Origin of the sequence: Haloarcula sp. CBA1127 (assembly GCF_001485575.1) — an archaeon.
GTDB lineage: Archaea > Halobacteriota > Halobacteria > Halobacteriales > Haloarculaceae > Haloarcula.
Map to the genome: position 1 here is coordinate 286153 of NZ_BCNB01000002.1, position 24218 is coordinate 310370.

Annotated in this window: 21 protein-coding genes and 1 pseudogene; 13 read left to right on the forward strand and 9 right to left on the reverse strand. The window is 60.2% G+C overall.

The window, feature by feature from the left end:
* Window positions 1-11: 11 nt before the first annotated feature.
* Both rdfA and AV059_RS02340 read right to left on the reverse strand, forming a co-directional pair.
* Window positions 12-608 (reverse strand): rod-determining factor RdfA, encoded by a 597-nt coding sequence (gene rdfA / locus AV059_RS02335; RefSeq protein ID WP_058991961.1) that lies wholly within the window; start codon window positions 606-608, stop codon window positions 12-14.
* A gap of 251 nt (window positions 609-859) precedes the next feature.
* Window positions 860-1371: pseudogene (locus AV059_RS02340) on the reverse strand (transposase); the annotation flags it as partial.
* On the opposite strand from AV059_RS02340, the gene AV059_RS22225 reads away from it, so the two are divergent.
* The 8 genes from AV059_RS22225 (at window position 1357) to AV059_RS02370 (ending at window position 10234) form a co-directional block, all read left to right on the forward strand.
* The gene (locus tag AV059_RS22225; protein WP_195156609.1) at window positions 1357-1755 is read left to right on the forward strand and encodes a hypothetical protein; all 399 of its coding nucleotides are present in this window, start codon (window positions 1357-1359) and stop codon (window positions 1753-1755) included. The pseudogene AV059_RS02340 and the gene AV059_RS22225 overlap by 15 nt on opposite strands.
* Window positions 1756-1893: 138 nt before the next feature.
* Window positions 1894-2325, forward strand: a complete 432-nt coding sequence (locus tag AV059_RS21820; RefSeq protein WP_154020973.1) for a hypothetical protein — start codon at window positions 1894-1896, stop codon at window positions 2323-2325.
* Window positions 2326-2680: 355 nt separating this feature from the next.
* Entirely contained in the window at window positions 2681-3373 is a 693-nt protein-coding gene (locus tag AV059_RS02345; RefSeq protein WP_228841707.1) for a hypothetical protein, read from the forward strand.
* Complete coding sequence (locus AV059_RS02350) at window positions 3370-4680, forward strand: hypothetical protein (RefSeq protein ID WP_058991964.1); 1311 nt, start codon at window positions 3370-3372, stop codon at window positions 4678-4680. The genes AV059_RS02345 and AV059_RS02350 overlap by 4 nt, the downstream gene beginning before the upstream one ends.
* 210 nt (window positions 4681-4890) lie before the next feature.
* Complete coding sequence (gene folE / locus AV059_RS02355; protein WP_058991966.1) at window positions 4891-5523, forward strand: GTP cyclohydrolase I; 633 nt, start codon at window positions 4891-4893, stop codon at window positions 5521-5523.
* A gap of 389 nt (window positions 5524-5912) precedes the next feature.
* Window positions 5913-8447, forward strand: coding sequence for an FAD-dependent oxidoreductase (locus tag AV059_RS02360; RefSeq protein ID WP_058992143.1), 2535 nt, complete (start codon window positions 5913-5915; stop codon window positions 8445-8447).
* Between the two features lie 42 nt (window positions 8448-8489).
* A complete protein-coding gene (locus AV059_RS02365) occupies window positions 8490-9263 on the forward strand; it encodes an electron transfer flavoprotein subunit beta/FixA family protein (RefSeq protein ID WP_058991968.1) in 774 nt (257 codons plus the stop codon).
* 2 nt (window positions 9264-9265) lie between these two features.
* Window positions 9266-10234, forward strand: coding sequence for an electron transfer flavoprotein subunit alpha/FixB family protein (locus tag AV059_RS02370; protein WP_058991969.1), 969 nt, complete (start codon window positions 9266-9268; stop codon window positions 10232-10234).
* Between the two features lie 48 nt (window positions 10235-10282).
* Here AV059_RS02370 and AV059_RS02375 read toward each other — a convergent pair whose 3' ends face one another.
* A complete protein-coding gene (locus tag AV059_RS02375; protein ID WP_058991970.1) occupies window positions 10283-10462 on the reverse strand; it encodes a hypothetical protein in 180 nt (59 codons plus the stop codon).
* 152 nt (window positions 10463-10614) lie between these two features.
* Here AV059_RS02375 and AV059_RS02380 point away from each other — a divergent pair, with 152 nt between their 5' ends.
* Window positions 10615-11208 (forward strand): cyclodeaminase/cyclohydrolase family protein, encoded by a 594-nt coding sequence (locus AV059_RS02380; RefSeq protein WP_058991972.1) that lies wholly within the window; start codon window positions 10615-10617, stop codon window positions 11206-11208.
* A gap of 84 nt (window positions 11209-11292) precedes the next feature.
* On the opposite strand, the gene AV059_RS02385 is transcribed toward AV059_RS02380, so the two are convergent.
* Window positions 11293-13038: a formate--tetrahydrofolate ligase gene (locus AV059_RS02385; RefSeq protein WP_058992145.1), complete on the reverse strand. Its 1746-nt coding sequence runs from the start codon at window positions 13036-13038 to the stop codon at window positions 11293-11295.
* 316 nt (window positions 13039-13354) lie between these two features.
* Here AV059_RS02385 and folP point away from each other — a divergent pair, with 316 nt between their 5' ends.
* Together folP and AV059_RS02395 are read left to right on the forward strand one after the other, a co-directional pair.
* Window positions 13355-15754, forward strand: a complete 2400-nt coding sequence (gene folP / locus AV059_RS02390) for a dihydropteroate synthase (protein WP_058991974.1) — start codon at window positions 13355-13357, stop codon at window positions 15752-15754.
* A gap of 25 nt (window positions 15755-15779) precedes the next feature.
* Window positions 15780-16013, forward strand: a complete 234-nt coding sequence (locus AV059_RS02395; RefSeq protein WP_058991975.1) for a hypothetical protein — start codon at window positions 15780-15782, stop codon at window positions 16011-16013.
* A gap of 113 nt (window positions 16014-16126) precedes the next feature.
* Here the strand turns inward: AV059_RS02395 and AV059_RS02400 are convergent, their stop codons facing one another.
* Window positions 16127-16558: a hypothetical protein gene (locus AV059_RS02400; RefSeq protein ID WP_228841708.1), complete on the reverse strand. Its 432-nt coding sequence runs from the start codon at window positions 16556-16558 to the stop codon at window positions 16127-16129.
* Between the two features lie 105 nt (window positions 16559-16663).
* Between AV059_RS02400 and AV059_RS02405 the strand changes: the two genes are divergently transcribed.
* The gene (locus tag AV059_RS02405) at window positions 16664-17272 is read left to right on the forward strand and encodes a hypothetical protein (RefSeq protein WP_058991977.1); all 609 of its coding nucleotides are present in this window, start codon (window positions 16664-16666) and stop codon (window positions 17270-17272) included.
* Window positions 17273-17350: 78 nt separating this feature from the next.
* Here AV059_RS02405 and AV059_RS02410 read toward each other — a convergent pair whose 3' ends face one another.
* Window positions 17351-19111: a BCCT family transporter gene (locus tag AV059_RS02410; protein WP_058991979.1), complete on the reverse strand. Its 1761-nt coding sequence runs from the start codon at window positions 19109-19111 to the stop codon at window positions 17351-17353.
* 414 nt (window positions 19112-19525) lie between these two features.
* Here AV059_RS02410 and AV059_RS21825 point away from each other — a divergent pair, with 414 nt between their 5' ends.
* Window positions 19526-19687 carry a hypothetical protein gene (locus AV059_RS21825; RefSeq protein ID WP_154020974.1) on the forward strand — a complete coding sequence of 54 codons (162 nt, stop codon included), beginning with the start codon at window positions 19526-19528 and terminating at the stop codon, window positions 19685-19687.
* Window positions 19688-19692: 5 nt separating this feature from the next.
* Here the strand turns inward: AV059_RS21825 and AV059_RS02415 are convergent, their stop codons facing one another.
* From AV059_RS02415 to AV059_RS02425, 3 genes are all read right to left on the reverse strand, one after another.
* Entirely contained in the window at window positions 19693-20136 is a 444-nt protein-coding gene (locus AV059_RS02415) for a universal stress protein (protein WP_058991982.1), read from the reverse strand.
* 91 nt (window positions 20137-20227) lie between these two features.
* Window positions 20228-21490, reverse strand: coding sequence for a threonine ammonia-lyase (ilvA, locus tag AV059_RS02420; protein ID WP_058991984.1), 1263 nt, complete (start codon window positions 21488-21490; stop codon window positions 20228-20230).
* A gap of 56 nt (window positions 21491-21546) precedes the next feature.
* On the reverse strand, window positions 21547-24099 hold the full coding sequence (locus tag AV059_RS02425; protein WP_058991985.1) for an FAD-dependent oxidoreductase: 2553 nt from the start codon (window positions 24097-24099) through the stop codon (window positions 21547-21549).
* Window positions 24100-24218: the final 119 nt, after the last annotated feature.

Consider the following 24218-nt stretch of genomic DNA (forward strand, 5'->3'; position numbering starts at 1 on the left):
CTTTTGAACGCTCACTCACAGTTACAGCCGCCGCGGTCGAGAAGGTCGCTAACACTATAGCGCGTTTCGCAGTCCTGACAGCGGATATCGATGTTCACGAACACTCGATAGTCGCCCAAAGTGAGCTTGTCTGCGGTGTTCAGTCGGTCGACCGTATCCCGGACGATTGTCTCGACGCGACTGCGGAGGCGGTCGATAGTTCCACGCTCTTGCTCGACCTGTGCAGCTTCTGATTCAGGTTCGTAGCACACATCACGAACCTCTGTGAGGTAGTACCGAATCGCCTGATACGTGACGAACTGGCTTTCCAGCGTATCGACGTCGATGCCAGTCCGTTCGAGTCGGTTCCGCGCTTCGGTTCGCTTGCCTGCACTGACGTCGTCATCTGTCAGCAGTCGATAGAAGTTCGCCGGTTCGCCGTCGATAACATCCATACCCGCATCGCGGATTGCAGCCACAAGCAAAGCTTGATTGAACCGATCAGCGAGGTCACGAAGACTCTGTCGTTCCCCATTCTTCCCAAGCCATGCGTGCTCCAGTTCCGTCCCCATCGACGTCAGTCCATGCCTCTCGATCAACTGTGCGACTTTCGACTGCGCTGACCCCATTATCGTCAGAACGCGTCGATCCGGTTTAGCCGTTTTGTTGCGATATCTGCGCGTTTAATCTGGAAGATGAGACTACAGCGGATTTAGCGGGCCTGTAATGCATTTTTCGGACGAATTAGAAATCAGGATCTGGTTCTAACTGCTTTCTGAGCGGCCATTTCTGTTACCTATACAACTGATTCGGGGGCAATCCGAGACTCCGGATAGTGTCGCCACTCAGACGCCGCGCTCTCATCGAGAGAGTCTTGTTACTATCCGATTCCAGTCTCCTTCTTCAGCAGCGTCAGCGGGGTATCAGCCGTCACGATCGGTGAGTGTTCATACTTACCGGTCAACTGGACCTGCACGAGTAGATCACCCGCTCGGCATATCGAGTACAAGAGACACGCGAACGCGAAGTAGAAGAACCGCAGGCCGAAGTGTTTCGACGTTGTGGCGGCCATGAACCGTTTGATGGACTTGTAGCCGCTCTCTATTTCCCACCGGGAGCCGTACTCGGTGAGGTGCCCGCTCCCCCGATTCGTCATGAACACCGAATACTGCCGATGATCGGTATGTTCGGAGTTCTCTCTGCGTCGGTAGACCAGCGTCGTGGAATGCCACTCATTATCGCCGAGATGCAGTCTTCGGTCGGTTTCCTAGCGATCCTTTCCCTTCTTGAGGAGTCGTTTCGCTGGGCTTTTTCGCTGGTCTGCATCCGCTTCGGGACGACATAGGAAAGCCCACGCTGGCTGATCATCTCCAAGATGTGCTGGCTGTCAAACCTGAAAGTACAGAAATCTCAATCACCGGTGAAAGAAATAGGAAGAAATTGGATGTTAGCTTCCCCAATCCTCGGGAGAGGGGTCTAGTTGAGGATCCGGACTTTGAAGTTTCTGTAATCAGTAAGCCTAGCAAGTCCTCCGAAGAAAATCCAGGTATATTTGAGTTCTCTGTGACTAATACTCAAGATCAGCCTGAGATATTTAGATCTGTCTGGACAAACACAAATTATGGTTGGAGCAATACCATTGAAACGGAGTTTAAGCCCAAAGAAACTATAGAGACGAAACAGTATGTACGTCATAATGAGCTAGGGCTTGAAACAAAGGAAACAGAATCATATGTACTTGATTATGGGGAAGATCCAGTGGAGGTGTCTGCATAATTTGTAAAATATGGAATAATCCGTAGACGAACAGTTTCATTGCTTTGGTCTCTCACTCCTGGTAGCCGCAACAAAGTCTTTATCGATGTGGGTGGATCTAAATATATGAACCGTCGGGGTTTTGTTTCCATGATTACGGTGTCATTCGCTATTTTATCTGGTTGTAGTAGTGATAATAATCCATCAACTGGGGCAGGAACCGAAAGCGATCAAACCACCACGGATAGTAATAATACTAACACAAATACTGATATCCAAGATGTGAGCTCATCAAATAGTGGTACCTCATGTCCACCATCTGGTGAAGTTAGAGCTCGAGTTGCTCAAGGTCCTTCGAATAAAACAATAATCGATGCAAATGGAAGTGATGTTACTGAGAATAAGTATATTGTTGAAGCATTATCAAAAGCAAAGGAAGCAAATAAAAGAGGGAGCAGAAATAGTGTTCATGTAAGTGTTGATGATATACAAAATAGTGGTGTAGAGGAAAAAATTGGTTACGCAAATGAAACATATATAAAGTATTCTAATGATATTTACGAAATTGCTTTTTATGTAATTGAATGTTAACTATGCATACTCACTAAGCGACCAAGTCAATCTAAGTCCTCTGAATGAAACCGGTGGTAATACCATATGCATTGAGATGACCAGCCTCAACTACTGCTTTAATCACCACTTCGCAGCCAGACTTCTTGATCACAGAAGACACCACTCACGGGAATATGCTTGACTCCAGATATATGTGATATGGGCCAATAGAATCACATATAGTTACATAAGCCCGACATTCATAGATATATAGGCACTAGCCGTAGGAGAAAACAGGTTCTGAATCTATTCTTCGGTATATATGGTGCGCACTCGGTAACGACTATCTACCACGAGAATTTTATACCTGACATTACAAGCGAGAAATTACACGATGGTCCCCTCCACCCGACGTACCCTCCTCCACAGCGCATGCGGGCTAGCGACGATGCTGGCTGGCTGTAGTGGGATGTTCGAGAGCAGCGACGAATCGACACGCACCGCTTCCGAAAACAATGGCTCGGCCGCTCCGGGAACTGGCATGGAACCTGACCCGGAGTCAGTTGTCACACGCGTGGACGCCGACCGTCGGCCTGTCTGGCTTAACGATGGAGACGGCCGGCCAACCGAAAGCCGACACTCCCGTCGATTGGAATCCAAGATTATCGATACGGCATCCAGAGCAGACCGGCTCGCCGTCGCCGAAGACGTGGACCGTTCGCTGATCGAAGCCTTCCTCGACGAGACTGACTTCGACACGGAAACGGTCTACGTCCAGACTGTGACGATCGAGGAGTGTTTTCGATTGACGCTCTGCCGGATCAGTTGGACGACAGACAAAATCTCAACTGACTACGGCCGGGTGAGCCGCCCCTACGACGAACCTTGCACAGCGGGCAACACGGTGTACGCGGTTTGGTTCATCCGGATTCCCGACACAGTCAACGCCGACGACATCTCCAGTTATTCGTCCTCAATCGGAGGCAATAGCTGTGACAGCCAGCGAGTCAGTGCTGAGGGGGAAAGCGGGGGCGGATCAGCATCAAGTAGTAACCGCCGCACCCAGACTGGTGGTGGCCAGGCATGACTGACGACACGTCCGAGACGGGCGGGGACTACGCTTGGATGACTCGGCGTGGTGTGCTCGCGCTAGCTGGAGCCAGCGCCATCGCTGGCTGTAGCAGTATCGACAGTGTGGGTGGGGGAGGCGAGGCAACTATCGATATCTACAACCTTCCCGATGTCCAGCGTGAGGAAAAGCGAGAAGCCCCAATCCCCCCGGCAATCCCGGTCGACATTGAAACGAGCCATTTCGATGCCGCGCGAGAGCGTGTTCGATCGCTTCTGGCGACGCTTCCGACCCCGCTCGGACCGGAAGAAATCCCGAACGGTCACATCCGCCAGCACCTGACGGATGCCGCCAGTGACGCCTCAGACGGCCTCGACGATGCGCGGACGGCCCGAACCGGGTTGATGGTGCTCCGGTCGTTGCGGCGGGCTCGTGAAAACGCCCGCTACGCCGCTGCGGGGTGGAGGGTTGTCGAGAGCGGCCGTACCGCTGCTCCGCTCCAAGACGAACACAGCAGGACCGTGTCTGCGGCCCGTGAAACCCGGCAGGAGCACGAATACGTCGGGATGGACCCGGTGCGCGCGGCGCTGGTCCACGCCCACATCGAGGCGGGACTGGTGCGGGCCAGTGACATGGATGTCATGTCCAGGGAAGAGTCAGAGCTGCTGTCTGTTGCCGAATGGGGTGAGACGGCCGAGTCGGCACAGGCGTATCTCGACGACGCTCGCCACGTCGGGGCGCAGTTCGCTGCCTCACTCCCAGCCGACGCCGGGACGGTCAGGCCGACGCTGAGTGATGCAGCAGAAGCACTACTGGCGGACGTCCGCGACAGGCAGGCGGACTTGCCGCCGGAAACACCCGTTGACGACCGCACTCCTGGGCAGATGGCTCTGGAAGAACTCCGCTGGGAAGCCGAGAGCGGAACCAACCGCCTCACGGAAGCCGTCGGGCCCGCGAGTGCTGTTGTCGACGCGAACAGCCGGCTCGCCCGGTTCCGAGCGCTCGACCGCATTCAGTCAAGTCGGGAGGCGGAAGCGCTCGCTCGGCCATCGGACGGGACAGCAGTTCGCGACATCAGACAGACCGCGTACAAGGCACTCACTGCGGCCCTCGAATCGAGTTCACAGCCGGAACTGGTCCGGACGGTTCTCGTTGACGCCGGCCACAAGATCATGGCCGCTGACCGTGGGTTGACGCATCATCAGGGAGAGATTGCGGCGTCCGCTCTCGATAGAAGCGTTGCGGACTACTGGCACGCAACAGCACTCGCCCGTTCAGCATCGGCGGCGACCCAACAAACGGTTCAGGCGCTACAATCTGACTGAACCAGCGTTACGAAAACCATGTTTCAGCTGGTGCCGGTCAACGGAAACGCGCTTACTGCCGTGCAGGCGAACTCGTTGAACGATTTATACTACACGACATTCACGGTCTATGATATGTTGTAGTACGAAATCACAATGTTACCACTGTTATTCCAGTACTGAACTAGTGGGGAACAGAGACTTTGTACGTTGAGCTCCTGTTTTGCTGTAATGGATTCCCGGGAACAGGAACCTGCACAGCAGCACGAGACTGCGACCCAACCAACAGATGGCTTCGACGAAGAGAAGGCGCGACGTGGCGCTCGCCTCTTGCTTGAAGCCGCTGGCCGTGACCCCGATTCGGCAGGACTATCGGACACCTGGAGCCGACGTGTCCCGGAAATGTTCGAAACGCTGACCGCAGGCTCTCGGCCTGAGTCCAAACCGGTCATGCGCACCTTCGATGCGGAGACCGACGGTCTCATCGTCAAAACTGGAATTCCACTTCACAGTATGTGCGAACATCATATGCTCCCCTTTCAGGGCGTTGCCCACGTGGCGTACAGACCCGGGGAGGAGATGGTGGGATTGTCAAAGCTCATCCGGTACGTCCGGTGGCAGTCACGCCAGCTGACGACACAGGAGACCCTCACGCGAGATATCGCAGTCGGTCTAGCCGATGAACTCGACGCGCACGGCGTCGTCGTCGAGATGACCGCAACGCATATGTGCGAAGTAATGCGGGGCATCGAGACGGAGACTGAAACGACGACCAGAGAGCACGTCGGAACCATCAGCGAAGCGGACCGCACGCAGTTCAGGGAATCGATTCGACGGTATGCTGGCGGGCCCAACGGCCAGTGAGTACCAATGACCGCGTCCCGTGGGACGGAGTTCTGGAGTGAAGTGGTCCAGTCCTCACCACGCGGATGTTCGTCGTCAGTGGACTACTCAAAACTCATAATGTTAAAACTTTGAAGGTCTGAGTATTTTGCCTGCTTTCGCCAGTGCCGGACCACAGCCGTGGACCCGACGACGGGTCTCCGTGCTGGAGCAGGTGTTTGCCGCTGCTAAGACTCCGGACAGCGACTGCTCACTGGTAATCAGTGCCCCGGTGGTATATAAATCGCCGCAGAACTGTGGTTCCTGCTTCTTTCCCGAAAGAGGCCACGCTCAAAACGGACGATGTTGAGAGCTATCACCACAAGAGGCGAGAGTACAGTTCGGTCCGCCAGCATACGGGTGAGACCGCGATGAGTTCGAACTCGCTGCCGTCAGAGGCGAAGACAGTAATCATCGGTGGCGGTATCGTCGGAAACAGTCTCGCGTATCACCTCGCCCGGATGGGGCGAGAAGACATCGCAATTCTGGACAAGGGGCCGTTGCCCGACCCCGGTGGCTCGACGGGTCACGCCTCGAACTTCCTGATGCCGGTGGAACACTCCAAAGAGATGACCCACCTCACCCGGCGGAGCATCGAGCAATACAGGGACATGGACACGTTCACCAACAGCGGCGGTATCGAGGTGGCACGCACCGAGGAACGGGTCGAGGAGCTGAAACGGCGCGTTCAGTCGGCGAAGGCGTGGGGAGAACCGGCAGAGCTGTTGACCCCCGAAGAAGTCGAAGCGCTCGTACCCTACGTCAACACCGACCTCATCAAGGCAGGGTTCTACAGCACCGGCGCCGGGACGTGCGACCCGCTCCGGGCCGGTGAAGTGATGCGAGCGCGGGCGGACGAGTACACTGACGGGGGTCTGCACGTCTCGCCCAACACCGAAGTGCTCGACCTTCACGTCGAAAACGGGTCGATACAGGCGATCGAGACCGACCGTGGGACGATATCGGCCGACGAGGTGGTCATCGCAGCGGGGCTCTGGAGCCCGAAGATCGCCGAGATGGCCGGTGTCGATATTCCGCTGACACCGGCAGTCCACCAGATGGTCAGCGTCGGCCCGATTTCCTTCTTCGAGGACTACGAGGGCGAAATCTCGTTCCCGGTCGTCCGCGACATGGACACACAGATGTACGAGCGCCAGCACGGGAACGACCTCGAAGTGGGGTCGTATCAGCACCGGCCGATACTCTGGGACGTCGAGGACATCCCGTCCATTGACGAAGCGCCGCTGTCGCCGACGCAGCCGCCGCTGACCGACGACGCGTTCGAGCAGTCGATGGCCGATGCACTGGAAATCGTCCCGGAACTCCTCGACGACCCCGAGGCTGGCATCCGCCACGAAATCGACGGCCTGCTTTCGCAGACACCAGACGGTGCGCCGCTTCTGGGCCCGCTGCAGGATGTCGACGGGCTCTGGTCGTGTGCCGCAATCTGGATTAAGGAGGCCCCGGCCATCGGCGAGGCGGTCGCCCAGTGGATGACGCGTGGGTGGTCGGATATCGACCTCCACGGGGCCGACGTGAACCGGTTCTACGAGTACGGGACCTCCCGCTCGTTCGTCAAAGACCGGGCCAGCGAAGGCTTCCAGAAGATATACGATATCGTCCACCCGGCCGAGCAGTACCAGTCGGCGAGGGAACTCCGGACGAGCCCGTTCTACGAGAAACAGGCCGACCTCGACGCGGAGTTCTTCGAGGCGGCGGGCTGGGAACGGCCGCAGTGGTACGAGTCGAACAGCGACCTGCTGGACCGGTACGAGGACGAACTCGCCGAGTTCCAGCGGCCGAACGAGTGGGACTCGCGGTGGTGGTCGCCGATCATCCTCGCGGAGCATCTCCACACCCGCGAACACGTGTCGATGATCGGCGACATGGGCTTCAGCATCTTCGACTTCCGCGGGTCGGACGTCGTCGACTACCTCGAACGGATGGCTGTGGGCCGCATCGATGTCGACGTTGACAAGACCGTGTACACGCCGATACTCGCCGAGAACGGCGGCTTCATCTCGGACCTGACTATCGCCCGCCTCGGTCCCGAACACTACCGGATCGTCACCGGCGGCGCGGCGGGCGGGTCCGACCGGGCCTGGTTCGGCGACCACATCCCGGACGACGCCGACGTGACGATGATCGACCGGTCCGAGTCGCTGTGCACCCTGGGCGTCTGGGGACCGAACGCCCGCGATATGGTCGACAGCGTTACCGAAGAGGACATGTCCCACGACGCGTTCGAGCCGTACACGGCACAGGAAATCACGGTCGGCGAGGTCGATGCCTGGGCGATGCGGCTCTCCTACATCGGCGAGCAGGGCTGGGAGATTTACGCACCGATGGGTCAGGGCCGCCGGCTCTGGGACGTGCTCTGGGAGGCCGGCCAGGACCACAACGTCCGACCGGCCGGCATGGGCGTCTACGGGACGACCGGCCGCCTGGAGAAGGGGTATCGGTTGTTCGGGCACGAACTCGAACTGGAGTACAACCCAGCGGAAGCGGGGCTAACCTTCCACGGCGTCAAGAACGCCGATTTCATCGGGAAAGAGGCCTACGCCGAGGCTATCGACGAAGAGAATACGGCCACGCTGTGTACGCTGTCCGTCGACGACCACGCTCCTGAGGGCGGCGAGCGACGCTTCATGCTCGGCAACGAACCGGTCCTCGACGGGAACGGGGATGTTCTGGTCGACGACAAGGGTCGTCGGTCCTACGTCACAAGCGCCGGGACCGGTCCGAGCGTCGGCGAACATCTTCTCATGGCGTACCTCCCGCAGTCCCACGCCGAGGAGGGGCAGAGCCTCCAGGTCGAGTACATGGGACAGCAGTATCCGGTGACGGTCGAAGTTGTCGGGAGCCGGCCGCTGTTCGACCCGGAGAACGAGCGCATCAGGAGCTAGCACACCAGTGAACCGATCGCAACCGAACGAAGGTGACACGACATGGACACCGTAGCCTGTATCAAACGCGTGCCGGACACCGGCGCGAAGATAACACTGACCGATGACGAACAGGAGATAGACACGAGCCATCTGGGGTTCACGATATCGCCCCACGAGGAATGCGCCGTTGAGGAAGCGATCCAGGTGGCCGACGACCACGACGGGACGGCCACCGTGCTGTCGCTTGGATCGGCGGACACAGAAGAACAGCTCCGGACCGGGCTCGCGATGACGGCCGACGAGGCGACGCTGCTGGAAACCGACGGGGAAGAGTGGCGCCCCCGCAAAACGGCGGCCACCCTTGCAGATGCCCTGAGCGACGACTCCGACACCAACCCGGAGTTCGACCTCCTCCTGTTCGGCAACGAGTCGGCCGACGTGGCGAACCACCAAGTCGGGGTTCGCGTCGCCGAGCGGCTGGACGTGCCGTTCGTCGCAGGTGTGTCAGACTTGGCGATTGAGGACTGGACAGCCGTCGCCAAACGCGACGTGACCGGCGGGACCGAGGTGTACGAACTCGACCTCCCGGCGGCCGTTGGCGTCAAAGAGGGGCTCAACCTACCCCGCTACGCCTCGATGCGCGCCAAGATGCAGGCACGCAAACAGTCGATCGGGCGGCAGGACCCGGTCGCCGTTGAGTTCGACGGAGGAATCGAGAAAGTCCGGTTAGAAGCGCCAGAAAGCACGGAGGGCGCGGCCGAGGTGCTCGGCGAGGGACCGGACGCCGTGCCTGCAGTCGTCGACCTGCTCCGCGACGACCTGGAGGTGATCTGACTGTGATACTGACCCTCGTCGAACACGCGGGCGGGAGCCCCGAAGAGTCCTCGCTGGAGGCGCTCACGCTGGCCCGAGAACTGTCGACGGCGACCGATGCGTCGCTCGAAGCCGTCGCGTTCGGCGCTGAATCGGCGGCACTCAGGGAGGAACTCGGCGACTACGGTATCGAGACAGTCCACCGCGTCGCCGACGACCGACTGGACACGTACGCACCGGAGGCCTGGGCGGAGAGTATCGCGCAGTTACTCGATACTACGGACACGGACGCAGTCGTCGCCCCGGGGACTGACCGCGGACAGGAGGTGCTGGCCCACGTCGGTGCCAAGTGTGACCTGCCGATGGCGGCCAACTGTCTCGACGTCGAGGCCGGCGACGTGTACGAACTGTCGCGCCAGCGATGGGGTGGTAGCCTCGTCGAACACGCACGTCTTGACGGTGACCCGAAACTACTGACGGCGGCGCCACACGAGTTTTCGCCAGAGACGGTGACAGCGACCGCTGAGACAGCAGTCCAGCCGTTCGAGCCGTCGCTTGAGGAGAGCGCGTTCCGGGTCACCGTCGACCGCGTCGAGGAGTCCGGCGAGACCGGTGTGTCGCTCGGTGAGGCCCGCGTCGTGGTCGGTGGCGGGCGCGGCGTCGGCAGCCCAGAGGACTACGACAAACTGGAGACGCTGGCCGAGAGCCTCAGTGGAACCGTCGGCGCGTCACGGGCCGCGGTCAACGAGGGCTGGCGACCGCACGACGACCAGATCGGACAGACAGGAACGAAGATCAGCCCGGACCTCTACGTCGCCTGTGGCATCAGCGGTGCAGTGCAGCACATGGTGGGCTGCAAGGGCGCGGACAACATCCTGGCGATCAACACCGATCCGGAGGCGGCCATCATGCAGAAGGCCGACTACGCCGTCGTCGGCGACCTCCACGAGGTCGTACCGGAACTGAACGACGCGCTCGCCAACGAGCGCTGAGAGGACCGGCCTTCAGGTTACAGGGAGATGAGGGCTGGCCGACTCGACTCACTCCTCGACAACATAGTCCCCGAAGTTGTCGATGCTTCCCACCGGCGGCGCACCGAAGGCAAGCCAGCCGTGTATTTCGTCAGTGTAGTTACAGAGCTTCCGGACCTCAGTATCACAGGTGTTGAACTGTTCCGTGGACACCGTCGCTGGCTGGGCGATTTCGTACGAAGATGCCATACACTGTTTTGACACAGTCTGTCCATAGCCATTGTGACGGTAGGGCCCACATGGCGTCCGAATACCTTCAGGGAAATCATTAGGCGAATGGGCTGAGAGTGCCGCAGTATGGACAATCGATCACCAGAGATGAGCGACGTTGTGTCCGACAGATGACGTTTGCGGACCAGCCAATTGGTGAGTTTCTCGACGACGTCGCGTCGGGGCAGGTGACCCCAAGCGGCGGTGCAGTCGCGGCCGTCGGCGGCGCGATGGGCGCGGCGCTCTGTGAGATGGTCTGTATCCACACTGCCAGCACAGACGGCTCCAGTGTAGAGTCCGGTGAGCTATCGACGCTGGCGGACGCTCTGGCCGACTGCCGGGAACGGCTGCTTGACCTCGCTGACGAGGACGCGGTAGCGGTTGACGCGGTTGGGGCCGCGTTCGAGTCCGGAGACGACGCCCGGGTTCAGGCGGCTTCGAAGCGCTCGACGGAGGTGCCACTGGAGACGGCCGAGGTCTGTCTCGATGTCGTCGAGCACGCCCGCACGGTGACTACGAAGGGGACAGCGGTCGCCGTCCCGGACGCGGCGGTCGGGGCGATGCTCGCGGCGGCGGCACTACAGGCGTCCGTCTCGACTGTTCGGGCCAATCTCGACATGATAGACGACGAATCATTCGTGGCAGCCATGAAACGGCGGGCAGACGAGACAGAAGCGGCCGGCGAAGCGGCGCTCGACGAAGCGGTCGCAAACGCGGAGCGGTGAGCGGCGTCCCTTTGTCGACTGCTGGGCGGTGTCCGTTGAAAGTCGAGGCGGCGAAACGCGAAGGCTGGAACGCAGGACCGGGTTTCAGAACAGGCCCGAAATGTTCCCGTCCTCGTCGATGTCCATGTCGGCCGCGGCCGGCCGGGCCGGTAGGCCGGGCATGGTGAGCGCGTCGGCCGTGAGAGCGACCAGGAAGCCCGCGCCGGCGGATGGGTACACTTCGCTGATTTCGAGTTCCCAGCCCTCCGGCGCACCCTTCTGACTCGCGTCGTCGCTCAGCGAGTGGAAGGTCTTGGACATAACGACCGGGTAATCGTCGAAGTCAAGCTCGTTCATCTGCTCGATATCGTCGAGCGCGCCGCCGGTGTATTTCACGTCGTCAGCGCCGTAAATCTCGGTCGCGACGGTGTGGATCTTCTCCTTGATGCTGTCCTCGTCGTCGTACAGCATCCGGAAGTCATCCTCGTTGCTCTCCTCGGTGGCCTCGATGACGTTCTCCGCGAGGTCGACGCCGCCTTCGCTCCCGTCGGAGAAGACGTTCGACTCTGCGGCACGGACACCGAGGTCCTCACGGCAGTGGTCCAGCACGGCCTGAATCTCCTCGTCGGTGTCGTCCGGGAAGCGGTTGACGGAGACGACGACCGGGACGCCGAACTTCTGAAGGTTCGTCGCGTGCTTGTCGAGGTTCGAGAAGCCCGCTTCGACGGCTTCGACGCCGGCTTCGTCGATTTCGTCGTAGTCGACCGGCCATTGGTCGAGTCCGTGGTATTTGAGCGCGCGGACCGACGCCACCAGCACGACGGCGTTCGGCGTCATATCGCCTTTGCGACAGACCACATCCATGAACTTCTCGGCTCCCAGGTCGGAGCCGAAGCCGGCCTCAGTGACGAGGTAGTCGCCCATGCCGAATGCGGTCTTGTCGGCGACCAGCGAGTTCGTCCCGTGAGCAATGTTCGCGAACGGCCCGCCGTGGACCAGTGCCGGCGTCCCCTCGATAGTCTGGACGACGTTCGGTTTGATCGCATCCCGGAGAAGCATGGTTGCTGGGCCGGTCGCCTCAATGTCCTCGACGGTCACCGGGTCGCCGTCTTCGTCGTAAGCGACGATGATGCGACTGACCCGTTGTTTGAGGTCTCCGATATCGCTGGCCAGACAGAGGACTGCCATCAGCTCGGAGGCCGCCGTCAAAATGAAGCTATCCTCTCGCGGGGTCCCACCGGTTTTCCCGCCGAGGCCGACGACTGTCTCCCGGAGCGCGCGGTCGTTCATGTCGATAGCGCGCGGCCAGGAGACGTTGTTGATGTCGATGTCCAGATCGTCGCCCTGCGAGATTTTCGCGTCAAGCATCGCGGCGATGAGGTTGTGCGCGGAGGTGAGCGCGTGGAGGTCGCCGGTGAAATGGAGGTTGATGTCCTCCATCGGAAGGACCTGCGACCGGCCGCCGCCTGCCGCACCGCCCTTGACACCGAACACCGGGCCAAGCGACGGTTCCCGGATGGCGATCATTGCTTCCTCGCCGACGTGATTGAGCGTTTGCCCAAGACCCACAGTAGTTACCGTCTTCCCTTCGCCTTTCGGCGTCGGCGTCATCCCGGTTACCAACACAAGGTTCTGCTCCCTGTTTTCGGCCTGCTCGCGGAGGCGCTCGATGGCGTGTTGTTTGACTTTCGCGGTGTATTCGCCGAAGTACTGGAGGTCGTCGAGGCCGAGTCCCCACGGTTCGACCAGTTCCCAGATCGGCTCCATGTCGGTCGACTGGGCGATGTCGTAGTCCGTCGGAATCGGCTCCTGTGTTTCTTCGGTCGCGGATTGCTCATCCTGTGAAGACATCTCGACTAGCATTTCCCTGCACCGTCGTAATAATGTTAGTGAAGCTGACACTACCGGGATAGGATGTGTTCGAGATGCCGTTGCAGACCTCGGAAGCCACATCATGTATCTCGGCTTACGAGAGTAGTTCTCAGACCCGGGAGCAGGCCGGACAGTAGCGGCCGCGAAGTCAAGATTTGGGAGGGTACTTGACCGGTGTCTCAGGTCCAGTATTGGGCGTTTGTCCCGATTCAGCCCGAGTTGGCATCGGTTCGCACTGTCGAAACAGGTTCTCTCTGGCGATAAATTAATCAAGCCGCCGCCGCCCAATTGTGCTATGGAGTACCACGAGTCGGCGGACTACCTGCAGTCGCTACAGCGTCGTCGGCCCAAGTTGGGGACCGATACGACGGCGCGGATGCTCTCACATCTCGGTGACCCAGACGGCAGTTTCGACAGCGTACAGATCGCTGGGTCGAACGGAAAGGGAAGCACCGCCCAGATGACCGAGAGTGTGCTCAGAGCCGCCGGGCTAGATGTCGGCCTGTTCACCTCGCCAGGGTTGAACGGCTTCCGGGAGCAAATCACGGTCAACGGCGGCCGGGTACCGAAAGAGCGGGTGACGGAGTTCGTCGAACAGATAGCGCCCTGTATCGACCAGTTGGCTGCCGAGGACGACAAGCCGACACATTTCGAGGTACTCACAGCGCTGGCGCTGTATCACTTCGATGTCGAAGACGTCGACGTGGCAGTCCTAGAAGTCGGTATTGGTGGTCGGTACGACGCAACAAGCGCGGTCGATCCCGTCGCAAGCGCCGTCACTAGCATCAGTTTAGAGCACACCGACCTGCTCGGCGATACAATCGAGGAGATCGCTTGCGACAAAGGGCAGGTCGCCCCAAGAAACGCCCCGCTCGTGACGGGAACGACCGGCGCTGCCCTTGATGCAATCCAGGGAATTACCGACACCATCACTGTCGGTGGTGAGGCGGCCGATGTGACCGCCACGGAGAACGGTATGCGCTCGGCTGTCGAGAACCGTATCTCACTCACGGGCTCGAACTGGGCCCTCGAATCGAACCTCAAGCTGCTCGGACAGCATCAGGCGGAGAACGCTGGCGTTGCCGCGACGCTGGCCCGACAGCTTATCGACGTGGACACGGAAACCATCTCCGAGGGGCTGCGGGCCGCGACGCTGCCAGGCCGGTTCGAGATCCGGTCGACCGACCCGATGGTGGTCCTCGATGGCTCCCACAACCCCGGTGCGATGGAGACGCTGACAACACTCATCGAGCGATACGAGTACAACGACCTCCACGTGGTCTTCGCCGCGATGCAGGACAAGGAGTACGAACGGATGATTGCGACGCTTCCGACCGTCGAGACAGCCATCGCCGCGCGCCCGGAAATCGACCGAGCCGCGGGAACCGGATCGCTCGCTGCCGCGTTTGAGGGGCAGGCAGCACAGATACAGCAGATTGAGTCCGTCCCCGAAGCCACCGAACGAGCAATAGCTACGGCCGGCGAAGACGACTTCGTGCTCGTGGCGGGGTCGCTCTACGCGGTGGCCGAAGCTCGGGACCGTTGGAGTCGGCTGGTCGTTCCAAAGGATAACCTCCAGCAAGCGTCGACGGGAGAGACTGCTGGAGCCGGTAGTGACCAACAACTCCACCAGCAGATGCTTTCGGTCACATTGCGGCGCGACCAGGCGGGAGTCGTCAAACAAGAGTTCGAGGATTGCGGCGGGACCTGTACCTGTTCGACTGTCGGGATGCCGGAGAAACTCGTCGACACGACGCTTTCGGGGACGCCGCGACAGTTTCAACAACTCACTGACCGGCTGGCTTCGGCGGGGCTTGGGCTCGGTCACCTCGCCATGCAACTCGAAGATCGGCTATCTGAGCGGTCGTTTCCGCCGCCGTTTGACGGTGAAGAGGCGGCTGTGATGGGTATTCTCAACGTCACGCCAGATAGTTTCTACGACGGTGGCGAGTACAACCGTCGAGACCTTGCAATCAGTCACGCGGAACAGATGATCGAATCCGGGGCCGATATCGTCGATATCGGCGGCGAGAGCACGCGTCCTGGGGCAGAGCCGGTGTCTATTGAAACGGAAATTGATCGCGTAGTACCGGTCATAGAGGCCGTTTCGTCGCTTGACACGACTGTCTCCGTAGATACCCGAAAGGCTGCCGTCGCTGACGCGGCGCTGGATGCCGGTGCCGACATCGTCAATGACGTATCGGGACTGTCAGACCCCGAGATGCGGTTCGTGGTTGCCGACCACGATGCGTCCGTTATCCTGATGCATAGCCTGTCTGCGCCAGTGGACCCAGGTCGGACTGTGACCTACGACGATGTCGTCGATGACGTGCTTCGAGACCTCACGGAGCAGATACTGCTCGCCGAGCAGGCCGGTATCGACCGTGAACAGATTATCATAGACCCCGGCTGCGGGTTCGGGAAAAACGCCGCCGAATCGTTCGAACTTGTCGACCGGCTCCACGAGTTTCAGGCGCTCGGCTGTCCGGTGTTGGTCGGGCACTCCCGGAAGTCGATGTTTGCCGAGATGAGCGACGCAGAGGCGGACAGGCTGCCGCCGACGCTGGCAACGACAGCGCTTGCCGCTGAACGCGGGGCTGACGCCATCAGGGTCCACGACGTCTCCGAGAACAACGCCGTGCTCAAGACCGTTTCAGCGACGGCGGCTCGGCCATCCCAGTTTCGACAACAGTGATACCTGTGCAGCCCGAAGAAGGTGTATGGTACAGTTCCCGGTTCAGCTCGGCTCGGGTCTGCTTGAGTCCGTCGGGCAGGTGGCAGCAGTCGCTGGAACCGTTGTCCTTCTGTTGATTCTCGTTGGTCTGGGTGCCTTCGCGTACAAGAGCCTCATCGGAGACGGTATCCGCTGGCCCGATGAGCGAGAAGAGGTGGATAGTGAGGAGGACGACGGCGTCGTGCAGGGGGGCCGTGAGGACGACTGGAAGTATTACTGACGGCGGAATCCAACTCGCGTGTGAGCGGACAGCACTCCACTCTTCATCTGTAGCCGTTTCGAAGCAACACACAGTCGGCCACACGACGGCACTCCAGTTGGTGTGCCCATCGTCTAATCGGTACTGCGGTCGTAGGAGTGTTCGAACTCCCAGTGGTACCGACAGTCCGTGCAGGTCGCCCACTCCGGGATGTCGAACCGCTCGGGGTGGCGTTGCCCGTGTTCCATCCGTTTTCGGCAGACCGGGCACGTGAGATACAGGAGGGTCAGGTCAGCAAATTCGTCGTGGCCGTATTCACCGACACACCGCGGACAGTCGATGCTGTCACGCGCGTTATGCTGGAAGATTTCCGACTCACATCGTGGACACTCGACTGTCGCTGGCGGTCGTCTCGCCCACCCGATGTCACCGTCGTACGTCGTTGTTGCCGTGTCCATGCTCGACAGCCTGAACTTGTTCGGCCCGTCACTCCGCTGGAGTGGCGCAGCGACTCGCTTGCCAACCCAGACAAGCTTCGAGAGCAGAACTCCGGGCCATTTAGACACTGTGACATGATATGTATTCTGACTGCTTAAATTTCCGGGCGGGGCGACGCTGACCCGGTGCTGTGCGGTCGATAGGTTTTCACGGCGACCCGCGGTATGTGGAGTATGAGTTTTGACGCAGCTGCCAGTGTCGCACCGAGCCTCCCGAGGCTGGTGGCAACCATTTGGGACCCCGTTGTGGGACAGCTCGCGCCCGGCGTTAGCACCGAACTGTCTAGACCGCTCCGTGGGCTCGGCTCGTTCGTTCTCGTGCTCGTGGCTGGCGCACTGGTACTCCGCCTGCGACAGAGCTACCTCGACGAGTCTATCAACGCGATTTTGGACAGCCCGGCGACGGCTGTCCTCTACGGCATCGCTGGGTACATGATCGTCGGTATTGTCGGCCTCTACGGGGCAACGACGCTGGCCCGCCTCAGTGTCGCTGGCGGGGTGTTCGTCCGCATCGCGATTCTCGTCAGTAGCGCGTTCGTTCTGGTACTCACAAGCTTCGGGTTTCTTGTCGTCGGCACGCTCGTCACTGATATTCTGTCCAACCGACAACCGGCGTTGGGCCTGCTCATCGGCGCATCACTCAGTGCTGTTCTCTGGGTCCTGTTTCCACTTGCTGGCAGTATCGTGTCTAGCCTTGCCATCGCCGCGTTCGGATTCGGCGGCGCTGCCCGGCTCTGGATACACTCTGAACGGACGGTGAAAACAGAACTGGGTGGTCGGTAGTGTGAACAGTTTCGACCACTGTTAGCGATAGCGCCCAGATCCGACCGGGCGAGGCGGAAAACGCTAAAGCCGAGTGCTTCAGTCAGTACCCGTTGCCGTGTCGTCTCCCGGGTCGGAGATATCCGTCACCATCTCGTCACCAGAGGTCACGACGTCGACGTCATCCCGTTCGGAGAGGTCCTGAATCGTTTCTGCGAACTCTTCGGATTCGAGTATCTGGTACTCGTTATCGAGCCCCAGATACACCGTGTAACACATCAGACACAGGATGAGCGCGAACGGGAGCCCTGTGGTGATTGCGGCCGTCTGGAGCGCCGTCAGCCCGCCGCCGATGAGCAGAATCGACGCGACAAGCCCCTCAGTGAGGGCCCAGAAGACCCGCTGTGTTCGCGGAACGTCGTGTTTCCCGCCAGAGGTCAGGTGGTCGATGACCAGTGACCCCGAGTCCGACGACGTGACGAAGAACGTGATGACCAGCAGGGTCGCCAACAGGCCGCTAATCACGCCAAGCGGGAACTGTTCCAGCAGGGCAAACATCGCGACGGTCTGGCCGACTTCGTTGTACGTCGCCAGCGCCTGTCCGTTCCCCATCAGTGAATTGAACATCGCGCTGCCGCCGAACACCGACAGCCAGAGCGTCGAGAACAGCGACGGAAGGAACAGGACGCCCAGAACGAACTCTCGGACGGACCGGCCCTTCGAAATGCGTGCGATGAACATCCCGACGAACGGCGACCACGCGATCCACCAGCCCCAGTAGAACACGGTCCATGCGGTGGGGGTCCCGTTCGCCGCTTCATTGAGCGTTCCGGTAAAGAACCCGAGCGCGAGGAGGTTCCCGAAGTACGCGCCCAGCCCTTCGGTCCACGTCCCGAAGATGTACACCGTCGGGCCAACGATAACGAGGAACCCAAGCAGTGCGAACATCAGGTAGAGGTTGAGCGTACTCAGCCGCTTGACACCGCCATCAAGCCCCGCCGCGACCGAGAGGGTCGCGACGAGCGTAATCCCAGCGATGAGCGCGACTTGCGGCCAGGTTCCTGTCGGGATATTTACCGCGCCGAGCATATCACCGCCCACGTAGGAGAGTCCCGTGTTGACCTGCGCAACACCGAGTCCCAGCGAGGTTGACAGTCCGAACAGCGTCGCGAACACCGTTACGAGGTCGATGATGTGGCCCGGCCAGCCGTAAATCCGCTCGCCAAGCAGGGGCCAGAATATCGACCGGAAGGTGAGCGGGAGCCCGCGGTTAAAGGAGAAGAACGCGAGGCCGAGTCCCACGAGGCCATACACCGCCCACGGATGAAAGCCCCAGTGGAAGAACGTCTGTGCCATCGCGGCGGACGCTGCCGCACCGGTTCCAGCTTCAGCCCCGAAGAAACTCGGGGGATTCTGGAAGTAATACAGTGGTTCTGAGACGCTGAAGAACATGAGGCCAATACCCATGCCGGCGCTGAACAACATCGCCATCCAAGAGAAATCACTGAACTCTTTTTCGGCTTCAACGCCGCCGATTCTGATATTGCCGTACTTGCTGAAGGCGAAGTACAGCAAAGTAATGATGAACACGTTCACCGCCAGCAGGTAGAACCAGCCGAAGGTGTCACCGATGGTGTTGAACAGCCATGTGTACGCAGAGGCTGCTGTGTCGCCCAGCAGTATCGTTATGGCGATAAATAACGCAATGATCGCCAGCGCTACCGGGAAGACCACCGGGTGGATATCGAATCCAGCCGCCTGGATGTTCGTGTCACCGGGCTCGCGGTCGGACTCTGGGTGGAACAGTTCTACCTGGAGCCCGTCCGACATTCCGCCGGTTTGGTCGTCACTATCTGCCATACGTTACCCCTCTCGAACGCGGTAGTGATCTGTGGTGTCTCATTGTCGTAGTTACGGTCTTGCTCTGTCATGGTCCGTTGCTACCGTCATGCCAGCGACATCCCGGCGTAGGGCGGCTGCAGCATTCGCATCCTGGTTGTCTCACTGTACTCGCCTGTGCGGGAACGGCATGCCCGCGGGCTACTGTCGACGTGTTTTATGTGCTACACAGTCTCATACATATGCACTAATGCAACTCTAATAAAACTTCACCTTAGACAGCAGTATATTATGGATTGAGGCGCTGTACTGCGGTGGTTCGGCAAACACGTATTCAATCTAGTATATTGAGGTTTGCTAGCCCTCGATGAGTCGTTCGATAATCTTGCGGTCTAGTGGGCGCGTATTTATTTCGGAATCCCACATACCACCACTATGGGACGACTTCTGGCAACGGGGGCAGCCGCGGTGGCAGCACTGCTGATGGGCGTCGGCCTCATTGGGATGACAGCTGGGGACTTTCGGCTTGCAGGGTTCAGTTTCCTCAGCGCCAGTCTGGTGATCTACATACGCGAAACGCGATTGATAGACGCGTAGTAGAGTCAAATATCGTTGACGCTCATCCGCTGGCTGATGACTGGAATGCTCGACGTCCGGACCACTTTATCTGTTGTCCCACCGAGCAGATTTCCGAGTTTCCCGCGGAACGCCGAGCCAAGAACAATCGCGTCCATACCTTCGCCTTCGGCGAACTCGACGATCTCTTCGCTGGGCGCGCCCGTTTTGAAGTGCGTTTCGTAGTCGACACCGTGTTCTTCAGCGATAGTCCCGAGATTCGCCAGTACCTCCTCCCCGTACTCCCGATACTCCTCGCGCATCTCCTCCTCATCGTCTCTGAGCGCGAGCGCACGGGGTGTGCCCGGCAGATCGATGACGTACAATGCATGGACTGTCGCGTCGAGTGCAGCGGCGAGTTCGATGCCGTGTTCTGCCCCTCTCCGGGCCTCATCGCTGCCGTCATACGGGACGAGTATGTGGTCGTACATGGTACCTGACTCATGTGTACTTCCCACACACACCTGTTATAGGTTTCCCCACTCACGGCGTCGGTCCGTCTGTCTGAACGCTGATTCCCGCTTACAATGCGCCGCTTTTCGCTTCCCGTGCAACGTTATCAACGGGATAGCCCGCGTCACGTATCGCTGTGATGATCGTCTGTGCGTGCTCGGCACCGCTCGTCTCGACGTTGAATACGAGATACGCCTCCCCGATTTCGAGATTCTCGACGGACCGTTCGTGCCGAACGTCGTGGATATTGGCCCCTTGCCGGGCGATAACGCCCGATATCTCCTCCATCACACCCGGCTGGTCGTCGATCCGAACCCGGAGCTGAAGGAGCTGCTGGCGCTCCGTGAGCGCATGGATGAGAACTTCTCGCATCTGTGTCATATCGAGGTTCCCGCCACAGAGCAGCGGCATCACCGTTTCACCCGACACGTCAAGGCTGTCACTCAGTACGGCAGCCACAGAGGCGGCCCCGGCACCTTCTACGACCTGCTTGGCCCGTTCCATCAACAGGAGAATCGCCTGTGCGATATCGGTGTCCGAAACCGTCACGACCTCATCGACGTTTGCCTCGATAATGTCGAGCGTCGTCTCCGAGATACCGCCCGTAGCGATACCGTCGGCGATGGTGTCGACTTCGTCAAGCACGACCGGAATACCCTTGTCGAGACTTTCATGCACCGTTTCAGCGCCGGTCGCCTGAACGCCGACGACCCGCGTCTCGGGCGAGAGGTGCTTGATTGCGGTCGAGACACCGCTGATAAGTCCACCGCCTCCGATGGGGACGATGACTGTGTCGACATCGGGGCAGTCGTGGTACATTTCCGTTCCGAGGGTCCCCTGTCCGGCAATGATGTCCAGGTCGTCGTAGGCGTGGACGAACTCAGCGTTGGTCTCCTCGACGACCGCTTTGGCGTGGGACATCGTCTCCTGAAAGTCGTTGCCGACCAGTTCGACGCTTCCGCCGTAGGACCTTGTGGCGTCGATCTTGGCCTGTGGTGCGTTTTCCGGCATGAAAATCGTCGACTCTGCCCCGCATTTCGTCGCGGCAAGGGCGACGCCCTGTGCGTGGTTCCCGGCGCTGGCAGCGACGAAGGAGTCAACGCCGTCGGCGACATCCTGCGAGATTTTGTTGTACGCGCCTCTGGTTTTGAACGACCCTGTCCACTGGAGGTGCTCCATCTTCAAGTACACCTCGGCGTCAACGAACCCACCAAGGGACGAGCTCCGTTCGACCGGCGTCTTCTTTACAACTGTGTCGTCGTCCAGGCGTTCGCGGGCTCGTTCGATGTCCGCGTATGTGACGGGCAGGGTGTCCGATTCGGTTTGTGTCATGTGTTCGTATCGTCGCGGGCCTTATGTCAAAGTTGGTGGGTCAGTGCGCTGTCCTGTCATCTGGTGATGCGCTCCCGAGCCGGATCGAACAGTGGCTCGTCACGCACCGTCGCGTCGTAGGTCTCGCCCTCACACTGTATCTGAACCGACGTGCCGGCTTCGGCGTGTTCGGTCGGAACGTACGTGTACGCGATTGACTCGCCGAGACTGTAGCCGTAGTTCCCGGCCTGCACGTAGCCGATCGCGTCGCCGTCTTTCAGCACCGGCCGCCCACTCAGCATGATGTCCGTCGAGTCGTCGAGTGTGAGCGGCGTGATCTTGCTGTCGATGCCCTCCTCGCGTGCGGTCTCAAGTGCCTCCTTGCCGATGAATTCGGTGTCCATGTCCACGGCGAAGGGCAGCCCGGCCTCGAAGGGGTTCGAGTCCGTGTCGATGTCCGTCCCCCAGAGGCGGTAGCCTTTCTCTAACCGCATGGAACTGAGCGCGCCGCCGCCCATCGGCCGAACCACAAGATCCTCGCCGGCGTCCTGCAGTGTCTCCCAGAGTCGCTGGCCGTACTCCGTCGGCGCCCAAAGCTCCCAGCCGAGTTCACCGACGTACGAAACTCGCAAGGCGATGACCGGCACGTCCCCGACGTACATCTGCTTGGCGCGGAAGTACGGGAAGCCATCGTTGGTCACGTCTGCGTCAGTACATCGCTGGAGGAGGAGCCGCGCGTTCGGTCCCCAGAGGCCGATCGTTGACTTCGCGCCCTCCTCAACATGGACCGATACGGTCGCCGGAGCCTCGTCTTCGAGGTGGCCGCCGTGGATGCCGGGGGAGTTCCCACCGCCGGTCGTCACCATGAACTCCTCGTCGTCGAGTTTGACGACTGTGATGTCCGCGAGGATGCCGCCGCCCTCGTTCAACAGCAGCGAGTAGCGGACCTGTCCAGTTTCGAGGTCCATATCGTTGCTACAGACCCGCTGGAGGAACGCCTGGCTCCCCTCGCCCTCGACCATGATCGAACTGAACGTCGTCATGTCGAACATCGACACCTTGTCGCGGGTGTGGAGATGCTCGGCGGCCTCGATCTTTGAGCGGTTGATTCCCTGCCAGCCGTCCTGATCGGGAATCCGGTCCTCGTACTTCTCAACGAGGTCGGCGTTCGACTCGTACCACTGTGGCGTCTCCCAGCCGCCGCTCTGGTAGAACTCCGCGCCAAGTTCCTTCTGCTGGTGGTAGAATGGACTCGTCCGGAGTGTGCGGTGGTCGTCGGGCTGCCACCGGGGCTCGACGATACTGTACACCTGCTCGTAGCGCTTGGCCCCGCGGTCGACGAAGTAGTCCTTCTCGCCCGCGTGGGGTTCGAACCGTCGGACGTGAATGCCGCCGGTATCGACCGGCCCGGACGGCAGGCGCGGAACGCCGTTCTCCATCCACTCCGCGAGGATGCGGCCGTACCCCCCGGAGTGGGTCCACCAGATGGCCAGCCCTGTCCAGAGACCGTCGACCTGTGCTGTCTCGCCGACGGCCGGCATCCCATCGGGCGTAAAGACGAAGATACCGTTCTCAGTGGCCTCGTATTCTACGTCCTGTGTCGCCGGCAACAGTTCGTCGAAGGCCTGCTTCGCAGACTTGTCCCGGCCACGGTGGGTTGGCGTCTCCCAGTGTTCTTTCGTGAACCCTCTCACTGATGCCTGGTGTTCCTCGGTGTTTTTCCCCATCGCCTCGGGGTCGACCGAGAGCGTCTCGTGGTTGTACGACCCCATCCCGAGCGCGTCGCCGTGGGTCCGGAAGTACAGCGAGTGGTCCTGGTCGCGACCGACCGGCTGGTGTGGCCCTTCGCTCATGTACTCCGCGATAGAGCGGTCCCCCGGAACGTCCAGCCCAGTCGTGTTGTCGCCGACAGAGGATTCGACGCCGGCGAGTTCCTCCATCGGCTCGGTGACGACGTACTGGTGCTCAACCGGGGCAATCGGAAGGTCGAGCCCGGCCAGCTGGCCGGTCTGGTAGCCCCAGTTGTTCGTCGCAATAACGGCTCGCTCACAATCGATTCGACCCTGATCGGTCTCGATAGCGTTGATTTCGCCCCCCGAAACATCCAGGTCCGTGACCTCCGTGTTCCCGTAGAACGACGCTGAAGAGTGCTCCATGTACCACTGGAGCGCGGCGATACCGTCGACGCGACCGTCGGTCGGCGAGTAGTAGCCACCGAGGATTTCGTCCTCGTCGACCAGCGGGAGGTGCTCGGTGACTTCCTCGGGCGAGAGCAACTGCGGTTCCGGAAGCCCGTAGGAAGTTGCCCACTCGACGCGCCGACGGAGGAAGTCCATGCGCTCCTCGCTGCGGGCCACTTCGATGCCGCCGACCTCGTCGTAGACACCGGCGTCGGAGAGGAGCCGACTGGTGTAGTGCGCGGTCTTCGTCTGTATCTTCGACGGCGACGTCTGGAACATTATTCCGGGGGCGTGGACCGACGAGCCGCCGGTGACCGGGAGCGGTCCCTGGTCGATGACGACAACGTCCTCCGCGCCGAGTTCCGTCAGGTGATACGCGACGCTACACCCGACGGCCCCGGCACCGATAACAACAGTATCCGCCCGAGACGGGGGAGTCTCTGTGCTCATGTATCTCGTTTGGGACTGTTTCTGTCACAATCTTAAATACACCGGTGAGTAGACCCGCTTGTAGAAGAGATATCCGGTTAGAGCGGTCAATTACCGTCATTTCGCCCGGTATTGGAACG

Bases quoted from the DNA above. Each gene is read 5' to 3' on its own strand.
- rdfA (WP_058991961.1), bottom strand. From the start codon at position 608: ATGGGGTCAGCGCAGTCGAAAGTCGCACAGTTGATCGAGAGGCATGGA.
- AV059_RS02345 (WP_228841707.1), top strand. From the start codon at position 2,681: ATGGTCCCCTCCACCCGACGTACCCTCCTCCACAGCGCATGCGGGCTA.
- AV059_RS02350 (WP_058991964.1), top strand. From the start codon at position 3,370: ATGACTGACGACACGTCCGAGACGGGCGGGGACTACGCTTGGATGACT.
- folE (WP_058991966.1), top strand. From the start codon at position 4,891: ATGGATTCCCGGGAACAGGAACCTGCACAGCAGCACGAGACTGCGACC.
- AV059_RS02360 (WP_058992143.1), top strand. From the start codon at position 5,913: ATGAGTTCGAACTCGCTGCCGTCAGAGGCGAAGACAGTAATCATCGGT.
- AV059_RS02365 (WP_058991968.1), top strand. From the start codon at position 8,490: ATGGACACCGTAGCCTGTATCAAACGCGTGCCGGACACCGGCGCGAAG.
- AV059_RS02375 (WP_058991970.1), bottom strand. From the start codon at position 10,462: ATGGCATCTTCGTACGAAATCGCCCAGCCAGCGACGGTGTCCACGGAA.
- AV059_RS02380 (WP_058991972.1), top strand. From the start codon at position 10,615: ATGACGTTTGCGGACCAGCCAATTGGTGAGTTTCTCGACGACGTCGCG.
- AV059_RS02385 (WP_058992145.1), bottom strand. From the start codon at position 13,038: ATGTCTTCACAGGATGAGCAATCCGCGACCGAAGAAACACAGGAGCCG.
- folP (WP_058991974.1), top strand. From the start codon at position 13,355: ATGGAGTACCACGAGTCGGCGGACTACCTGCAGTCGCTACAGCGTCGT.
- AV059_RS02395 (WP_058991975.1), top strand. From the start codon at position 15,780: ATGGTACAGTTCCCGGTTCAGCTCGGCTCGGGTCTGCTTGAGTCCGTC.
- AV059_RS02405 (WP_058991977.1), top strand. From the start codon at position 16,664: ATGAGTTTTGACGCAGCTGCCAGTGTCGCACCGAGCCTCCCGAGGCTG.
- AV059_RS02410 (WP_058991979.1), bottom strand. From the start codon at position 19,111: ATGGCAGATAGTGACGACCAAACCGGCGGAATGTCGGACGGGCTCCAG.
- AV059_RS21825 (WP_154020974.1), top strand. From the start codon at position 19,526: ATGGGACGACTTCTGGCAACGGGGGCAGCCGCGGTGGCAGCACTGCTG.
- AV059_RS02415 (WP_058991982.1), bottom strand. From the start codon at position 20,136: ATGTACGACCACATACTCGTCCCGTATGACGGCAGCGATGAGGCCCGG.
- ilvA (WP_058991984.1), bottom strand. From the start codon at position 21,490: ATGACACAAACCGAATCGGACACCCTGCCCGTCACATACGCGGACATC.
- AV059_RS02425 (WP_058991985.1), bottom strand. From the start codon at position 24,099: ATGAGCACAGAGACTCCCCCGTCTCGGGCGGATACTGTTGTTATCGGT.